The sequence below is a fragment of the Umezawaea sp. genome (assembly GCF_057122925.1).
Genome location: NZ_DBNGPQ010000052.1, coordinates 123,491 through 132,084 on the forward strand (window position 1 = coordinate 123,491; position 8,594 = coordinate 132,084).

Annotated in this window: 4 protein-coding genes; 2 read left to right on the forward strand and 2 right to left on the reverse strand. The window is 71.5% G+C overall.

Going from position 1 to position 8,594, the window contains the following annotated elements; translation table 11 throughout:
• The first annotated feature begins 4 nt into the window (after nucleotides 1-4).
• Complete coding sequence (gene lysX, locus AC156L_RS11695) at nucleotides 5-3,316, forward strand: bifunctional lysylphosphatidylglycerol synthetase/lysine--tRNA ligase LysX (RefSeq protein ID WP_330883847.1); 3,312 nt, start codon at nucleotides 5-7, stop codon at nucleotides 3,314-3,316.
• 34 nt (nucleotides 3,317-3,350) lie between these two features.
• Here lysX and AC156L_RS11700 read toward each other — a convergent pair whose 3' ends face one another.
• Together AC156L_RS11700 and AC156L_RS11705 are read right to left on the reverse strand one after the other, a co-directional pair.
• Nucleotides 3,351-5,039, reverse strand: a complete 1,689-nt coding sequence (locus AC156L_RS11700) for a hypothetical protein (protein ID WP_330883849.1) — start codon at nucleotides 5,037-5,039, stop codon at nucleotides 3,351-3,353.
• Between the two features lie 178 nt (nucleotides 5,040-5,217).
• Nucleotides 5,218-6,933: an NAD+ synthase gene (locus AC156L_RS11705; protein ID WP_330883851.1), complete on the reverse strand. Its 1,716-nt coding sequence runs from the start codon at nucleotides 6,931-6,933 to the stop codon at nucleotides 5,218-5,220.
• A 72-nt stretch (nucleotides 6,934-7,005) separates the two neighbouring features.
• On the opposite strand from AC156L_RS11705, the gene AC156L_RS11710 reads away from it, so the two are divergent.
• Entirely contained in the window at nucleotides 7,006-8,577 is a 1,572-nt protein-coding gene (locus AC156L_RS11710) for an alpha/beta hydrolase (RefSeq protein ID WP_330883853.1), read from the forward strand.
• The last annotated feature ends 17 nt before the right edge of the window (nucleotides 8,578-8,594 follow it).

Consider the following 8,594-nt stretch of genomic DNA (forward strand, 5'->3'; position numbering starts at 1 on the left):
AGTTGTGCCCGTGCCGAAGTGGAAGTGGCGCATCGCCGGAACGGTCGCCACCGTCGTCCAACTCGCCGCATTGGGCTCCCTCGTCCTGCTGGTCATCCCCGAGGACAGCGCGGTCGCCGGGGTCGTCCGGCTGGCCGGGTACTGGCTCGGCCTGCCGGTCGACGCGAACCTGTTCATCGTCCTGGTGTTCGTCGTGCTCGGCGCGGCCCTGCGACGGCGCAAGCGGGCCGCGCTGTGGACGCTCCTGGTGTTCGAGGGCCTGGGTCTGCTGCTGGTGTCGGTCGTGCTGGGACTGTTCGTCCTGGACCCCGACTCCATGGCCGAGGAGGGCGTGACCTGGTCCGAGCTGTGGGTGTTCTTCGGCGGCGGGTTCGCCGCCTCGCTGGTGATCATCGGCTTCCTGTGGGTCGCGCGACCCGCGTTCCCGGCGCGGCTGGCGCCGGGGGCGTGGTTGCAGGCGATCGGTCGGTTCCTCGGCGGTTTGGTCCTGTTCTGCCTGGTCGGGTTCGGTCTCACGGAGATCTTCCCCGGCAGCCTCGTCGACGTGGGGGAGAAGTTCGTCTGGGCCGCCAACCAGGTGACCGGCGAGGTGCTGCCGCTGCGGCGGCTCGACGTGGGCGAGGGCCCGCAGTGGCTCAGCGTCGTGCTCGGGCTCTCCGGCACGCTGGTCGCGATCTACGCCATGTACGTGTTCTTCCGCGGCGAGCGGTCCAGCCGGTGGCTGAACGACACCGAGGAGCTGGGCGTGCGCAGGCTGCTCGCGGCGCACGGCGAGCCGGACTCGCTGGGCTACTTCGCGACCCGCCGCGACAAGAGCGTCGTGTTCGCCGAGAACGGGCGCGCGGCCCTGACCTACCGGGTGCTCGGCGGCACGACCCTCGCCAGCGGCGACCCCGTCGGCGACGAGGAGGCGTGGCCGCTGGCCGTGCGGGCGTGGCTCGCGGAGGCGCGGGAGTTCGGCTGGAGCCCCGGTGTGCTCGGGGCCAGCGAGCGCGGCGCGCGGGTGTACACCGCGGCCGGGCTCAAGGCGCTGGAGATCGGCGACGAGGCCGTGCTGGACGTCCGCGAGTTCACGCTGGCCGGTCCGGAGCGGAGGGCCGTCCGGCAGGCGGTGAGCCGGATCTCCCGCGCGGGCTACACGACCAGGGTGCGGCGGCACTCGGAGATCCCGGCGTTCGAGATGGGTTCGATCCTGGCGCTGGCCGAGCGGTGGCGCGGCGCGGAGACCGAGCGCGGGTTCTCGATGGCGCTGGGGCGGCTGGGTGATCCCGCCGACGGCCGGTGCGTGATGGTCGAGGCCTACGACGCCGCCGGGGCGCTGCGGGGCCTGCTGTCGTTCGTGCCGTGGGGCCGTCGCGGTGTCTCGCTCGACCTCATGCGGCGGGACCGGATGGCCGAGAACGGGCTCAACGAGTACATGGTGGCCGAGCTGGTCGAGGCCAGCGGACGGCTCGGCGTGCAGCGGATCTCGTTGAACTTCGCGATGTTCCGCGCGGTGTTCGAGGAGGGCGAGAAGATCGGCGCGGGGCCGGTGCTGCGGGCGTGGCGGAAGGTGCTCGGCATCGCCTCCCGGTTCGCCCAGCTCGAATCGCTCTACCGGTCGAACGCGAAGTACGGTCCGGAGTGGATGCCCCGGTACCTGTGCTACTCCAGGACCCGGAACCTGCCGAGGGTGAGCATCGCGGCCGGGATCGCCGAGGGCTTCGTGCCCAGCCTGCGGTCGCTGCTCAAGCGCGGCTCGGACCGCGTGCTGGAGGACGACCTGAACGGTCCGGACGCGGTGCGGTTCGCGACGTGCGTCGCCGAGATCGAGGCGGAGGCGGCGCAGGTCGTGCTCAAGCCCGCCCGCAGGCCCGAACAGGTGCGGGTGCGGATCGCGAAGGTCGAGGCGATGCGGGCGCGGGGCGTGGACCCGTACCCGGTCGGCTTCGCCCGCGACGGGCAGCTCGTCGGCGTGCGCGAGCGGTTCGGCGCGCTGGCCCCCGACCGGCACACCGGCGAGCTGGTCACGGTGACCGGGCGGGTGGTCGCGGTCCGCGAGGTCGGCGGCCTGTGCTTCGCGCGGCTGCGGGACTTCAGCGGCGAACTCCAGGTGATGCTCGCGCGGGACCGGCTGGGCGAGCAGGGCCTGCGGTCGTGGAAGTCCGCGGTGGACCTCGGCGACCACGTCGGCGTGCACGGCGAGGTGGTCACGTCCCGGCGCGGCGAGCTGTCCGTGCTGGTGGACGAGTGGACGATCACCGCGAAGTGCCTGCACCCGTTGCCGGACAAGCGGAAGGGCCTCGCCGACCCGGAGGCCAGGGTCCGGCGGCGGTACCTGGACCTGATGGTGAACCAGGACTCCGCGCGGCTGCTGCGGGTGCGCAGCGACGTCGTGCGGGGGATCAGGGAGTTCCTGCACGAGCGGTCCTACCTGGAGGTCGAGACGCCGATGCTCCAGAGCGTCCACGGCGGCGCCAACGCCAGGCCGTTCGTGACGCACATCAACGCCTACGACATGCGGATGTACCTGAGGATCGCGCCCGAGCTGTACCTGAAGCGGCTGTGCGTCGCGGGCGTGGACCGGGTGTTCGAGCTGAACCGGAACTTCCGCAACGAGGGCGCCGACGCCACGCACAACCCGGAGTTCACGATGCTGGAGGCGTACCAGGCGTACGCCGACTACACGACGATGCTGCACCTGGTCCGGGAACTGGTGCAGCACTGCGCCCTCGCCGCGCACGGCAAGCAGATCGCCGTCCGCCCGGACGGGTCGGAGTTCGACATCTCCGGGGAGTGGCCGATCGTGCCCGTGCACACCGCCGTGTCCCGCGCGCTGGGGGAGGAGATCACCCCCGGCACCCCCGCCGAGCACCTGCGGTCGCTGCTGGAGGAGCGCGGTGTCGCCGTGCCGGAGGAGGCCGACCACGGGACGCTCCTCCAGGAGGCCTACGACGAGCTGGTCGAGGCCACCACGGTGGAACCGACCTTCTACACCGACTTCCCGACGTCGGTGTCTCCGCTGACCCGGCAGCACCGGGACGACCCGCGGCTCGCGGAGCGGTGGGACCTGGTCGCGTTCGGGGCCGAGATCGGCACCGCGTACTCGGAGCTGACCGATCCGCTGGAGCAGCGGCGGCGGCTGGAGGCGCAGTCGCTCAAGGCGGCCAGCGGCGACGTCGAGGCCATGGAGCTGGACGAGGACTTCCTCCGCGCGCTGGAGCACGGGATGCCGCCCACCGGCGGGCTCGGCATGGGCGTGGACCGGGTGCTGATGATGCTGACCGGCACCACGATCCGGCAGAGCGTCCTGTTCCCCTTCGTGCGACCCCAGTAGCCGGGCCCGGTCGTGCCGGGCCCGGCTCCCGGACTCAGGGCCTCGGTGCGACGGCGTGCGGCACGCCGATCACGTCCCGCATCGGCTTCAGCACGGTCTGCTCGGCGTCCACCTGCATCATCACCGGCCGCGACGGCGCGGCGGGCACGGGCTCCGCGACCACGGACGGGGCGTCGAGCACGGGGAACTCCACGTTGACGGCGATCTCGTCGCCGCCGATCTCGCGGGTGATCCACGACCCGGTCTCCACCAGCACCTGCAACGTCTTGGTCTGCAACCCGTTGATGCGGCTCAGGTACCAGTCGTCGCCGGGCATGTGCCCCATCCGGCTGCCGAGGCGGCTCTTGATGGTCCGCATCCGCGACCACAGCTCGTTGGTCAGCACCTGCCGGTCGGTGGTCGACACCAGGCCGTCGCGGATGCGGTCCTCGATGCCGCGCGGCATCCCGTCGTCCTGCGGCATGACCATCGTCGTCCACGCGCGGGCCTTCTCGCGGTACTGGAGCTGCTGCATCAGGCCCTCGTGCGCGGAGAAGTCCGACGAGCGCAGCTGCTTGCCCTGCCAGCGCGACCGCAGCGTGCCCGCGAGCGACAGCGCGCTCTTGACCCCGGTGTTGAGGCCGCGGCCGGGCCAGAAGTGCAGCGAGTTCGCGGCGTCGCCGATCAGGAAGCCGAACGTCTTCGAGTTGAGCTGCGCGGTGAAGCGCGAGTTCTGCGTCATGCTCAGCCGGAACATGGTGATGCCGAGGATGTCCTGCGGGGCCGCGCCGAAGAACCGGGCGCCGTCCAGGATGCGCGGCCACAGGAACGACAGCCGGTCGATCGACGGCTTGAAGATGGCCCGGTGCCGGTCGCACACGAACCGGTCGCCGCGCGGCAGCATCATGCAGCGGTAGCGGCTGATGCAGTCGACCGGCGAGTTCTCCCCGATCGCGACGATCTCCGACGCCTCCTCGGCGGTCAGCCGCATGTTGATGAACCCGCCGCCGAGCGAGTTGAACAGGAACCGGTTCTGGCTCACCGTCAGCGGAACCGTGAACTCGTCGGGGAAGTTGCCCTTCACCCGGATCCCGAGCACGGTCTCCACGAGCTGCTCGCCGCCGACGGAGTAGAAGTTCCGGTCCGACGTGCCGAAGTGGTCCTTGAGCTTCTCGCGCGTCGGCGAGTTGGCGCCGTCGGAGATCACCAGGATCCGCGTGTCGCCCCAGTCGGCGGGCGGCGTGTACGGCTCCGGCACCAGCTCGATGCCGTAGACGTCCTGCGCCATGTCCAGCAGGCAGTCCTCGATCCAGCGGATCTTGAGGTTGCGCGGACGGCCGCGCTCGCCGGGGGAGTCGGGGCCGAGCGGCCACATCTCCGCGTACCGGCCCTCCACGAACAGCTTCTTCTGCACCGCCTCGGGCAGCGTGGACCACACGTTGCTCTGCAACGTGACCACCTGCTCGCGCCGGTGGTTGCCCTCCGCCAGCCCGAGCCACAGCACCCGGTTGCCCTGCCTGCGCCACCGCCGGTCGAACACCCGCACCACGACCTGGTCGCCCATCATCGCCCGCAGCGTGCAGGCGAACGACAGCCCGACCGGCCCACCGCCCGCGACGTCGACCCGCAGCGGCTCCTGCCCGCTCGGCCTCGGGGCCAGCTTCTTGAACAGACCGGTCGCCCAGTCACCGGCCGGGGTGCCGATCTGGCCGGGGCCGTCGGCGGGCGGCGTGTGCCGGATCATCTTCGTCGCAACTTCGGGGACAGTGCCACCAGTGCCGGTCATGACGGGGTAGACCTCTTCGCGGTGCTCGTCGGGGATACCCCTGCAACACGCACGGAGGGGCGAGTCGGTTCAACCGAATTCGGATTTCCTGAAACCCCTGCTCAGCGGCGAGGGTGACGGGGTTCCACGGGCTCGGTCAGCCCTCGCGCCACCCGCTGGTGATCGGCAGCCTGCGGTCCCGGCCGAAGGCCTTCTCGCTGATCTTCGTGCCCGGCGGGTACTGGCGCCGCTTGTACTCGGCCCTGTCCACCATCCGCAGCACGCGGTCGATCAGGTCGTGGTCGAAGCCCGCCGCCAGCAGGTCGTGGTAGCCCTTGTCGCCGTCCACGTACTCGTCCAGCACGGAGTCGAGCAGCTCGTAGTCCGGCAGGGAGTCGCTGTCCACCTGGCCCGGCCGCAGCTCGGCCGACGGCGGCTTGGTGATGGAGTTCTCCGGGATGGGCGGCTGCTCGCCCAGCTTCTCCGCCTCGTCGTTGCGCCACCGGGCGAGGTCCCAGACGAGGGTCTTCAGCACGTCCTTGATGGGGGCGAAGCCGCCCACCGCGTCGCCGTAGATCGTCGAGTAGCCGACGGCCAGCTCGGTCTTGTTGCCGGTCGCCAGCACGAGGTGGCCGTGCTGGTTGGACAGCCCCATGAGCGTCACGCCGCGGCAGCGGGCCTGGACGTTCTCCTCGGCCAGGCCGGTCAGGCCGAGCTGGTCGACGAAGGCCTCCACCATGCCCGCGATCGGCTGCTCGGTGTAGTTCAGGCCGGTGCGCCGCGCCATGTCGGCCGCGTCGGACTTCGAGTGCTCCGAGGAGTACACCGACGGCATCGACACGGCGTGCACGGCCTGCGCGCCCAGCGCGTCCACGGCCAGCGCGGCGACCACGGCGGAGTCGATGCCACCGGAGAGGCCGAACACCACCGAGGTGAAGCCGTTCTTCCTCACGTAGTCCCGCAGGCCCGTGACCAGGGCGTACCAGACCTCGGCCTCGTTCGACAGCGGCTCGGCGACCTTCGGCACGGGCAGCGGCTCGTAGCTCGGGAGCGGGTCGTCGGACAGCGTCGTGCGGGTCACGGTGAACCCGATGACGTCACCGTCCGCGCGCGCCGCCCCACCGGGCAGGTCCAGGTCCAGGACGGTCAGGTGCTCCACGAACTGCGGGGTGCGGGTGATCAGGGTGCCGTCCGCGGCCACCACCATCGTGTCGCCGTCGAACACCAGCTCGTCCTGCCCGCCGACCAGGTTCACGTAGGCGAGCGGCGCGCCCGCCTCGGCGGCCCGCCGGGCCACCAGCGGCAGCCGCAGGTCGTCCTTGTTCCGCTCGTACGGCGAGGCGTTCGGGGACACCACGAGGTCCACGCCCGCCCGGCCGAGCGCCGCGATCGGGCCGCCGTCCTGCCAGAGGTCCTCGCAGATCACCAGCCCGACCTCCAGGCCGTGCAGGCGCACGATCTCCAGGCTGTCGCCGGGGGTGAAGTAGCGGCGTTCGTCGAAGACGCCGTAGTTCGGGAGGTGGTGCTTGTGCTGCGTCGCGACGACCCGGCCGCCGTGCAGCACCGCCGCCGCGTTGCGCTTGCCGTGCTCGTCGCGGTCGAGGTAGCCGACGAACGCGGCGACCCCGCCCAGTCCGGCGTCGGCGAGCCTGCCCGCGAGGGCCTCCAGCGCCTGCTTGGACGCGAGGGCGAACGACTCGCGCAGCGCGAGGTCCTCGACCGGGTACCCGGTCAGCACCATCTCGGGGAAGACCACGAGGTGGGCTCCGGACTCGGCGGCCTTGCGGGTCCACTCGACGACGAGGTCGGCGTTCCCCGCGAGGTCGCCGACAGTGGCGTTGACCTGGGCTAGGGCGAGGCGCAGCTGCGGCATGCACACATCTTCTCCCACGGCGCCCGGCCTTGGTGCGCGTTGTGGCCGACGTGTCACACCTACGATCGAGTGGTGCGACGCCAACTGCTGCTGTTCCTCGCCCTTCCGGTCCTGGCCGCCTGCTCGACGGTCGTGCCCGGCAGAGCGACGCCCGGAACCGAGATCGAACAGCGGGGTCCGGCCGGTGTCGTGCCCGCCGGTCTGGAGAGGTTCTACGGGCAGGCCCTCGGCTGGGAGGACTGCACGCCCTACGCCACGACCGGTTCCACCAAGTCGGCGTTCAGCAACAAGTCGAACATCGAGTGCACCCGCGTCGAGGTGCCCCTCGACTACGCGAAGCCGACCGACCGCACCATCAAGATCGGCCTCCTCCGCCAGCGCGCCACCTCGCCCGAGCAGCGCGTCGGCTCGCTGCTGATCAACCCCGGCGGCCCCGGCGGCTCCGGCATGGCCGCCGCCGCGTCGATGGCGAAGGACGTCGGCAAGACCGACCTCGGCTCCCGCTTCGACCTCGTCGGCTTCGACCCGCGCGGCGTCGGCGCCAGCGAACCGAGCGTCCGCTGCCTGACCGACCCCGAGCGCGACGCCGAACGCCTGGACCTCGACGTCGACACGTCCCCGGCGGGCGTCGCCCAGACCGAGGCGGAGAACAAGGCGTACGCGGACAAGTGCGCCGAGCGCAACGGCCCGGAGTTCCTGGAGCACGTCGGCACCCGCGACGTCGTCCGCGACCTGGACGTGCTGCGCTCCGCGCTCGGCGACGCGAAGCTCTCGTTCATCGGCTACTCCTACGGCACCCGCATCGGCTCCGAGTACGCCGAGGCGTTCCCCGCGAACGTCCGCGCCCTCGTCCTGGACGGCGCCGTCGACCCGACCCAGAGCGAGGCCGACTCCCTGGTCGCGCAGGGCGCCGGGTTCCAGAAGGCGTTCACCGCGTTCAGCACGTGGTGCGCCGCCCGCGAGGACTGCGCGCTCGGCACCGACCCCGCGCAGGCCAACAAGGCGTTCCGCGACCTCACCCTGCCGCTCATCCAGAAGCCGGTCGACGTCGAGGGCCGCGAGCTGTCCTACACGGACGCCATCACCGGCGCGATCCAGGCGATGTACTCCGAGCAGCTGTGGAGCGCCCTCAACGCGGGCCTCGCGGAGCTGAGGAACAACCGCGCCAACACCCTCATGCTGCTGGCCGACACCTACTACGACCGCGACGAGCAGGGCAGGTACAGCTCCATCACCGACGCCTTCACCGCCATCAAGTGCGTCGACGACCCGCGCCAGACGGACAGGGCCGTCCTCGCCGACATCGCCCGCAGGTACAAGGAAGCCGCCCCGTTCCTCGACGACGGCAACCCCCCGGCCGCCGCCCTCGACCCGTGCGCCTACTGGCCGGTCCCGCCGACGGCCACCCCGCACGTCCCGAAGGCCGACGGCGTCCCGCCGGTGCTCGTGGTCTCCACCACCGGCGACCCCGCGACCCCGTACGAGGCAGGCGTGAACCTCGCGAAGGCGCTCGCGGGCGGCCTGATCACGTTCCAGGGCAACCAGCACACCGTCTACCTCCAGGGCAACGAGTGCGTGGACACGGCGGGCAACGACTACCTGATCAACCTGACGCTGCCGGAGTCGGGGAAGACGTGCTCATGACCACCCGATCGTGGCGC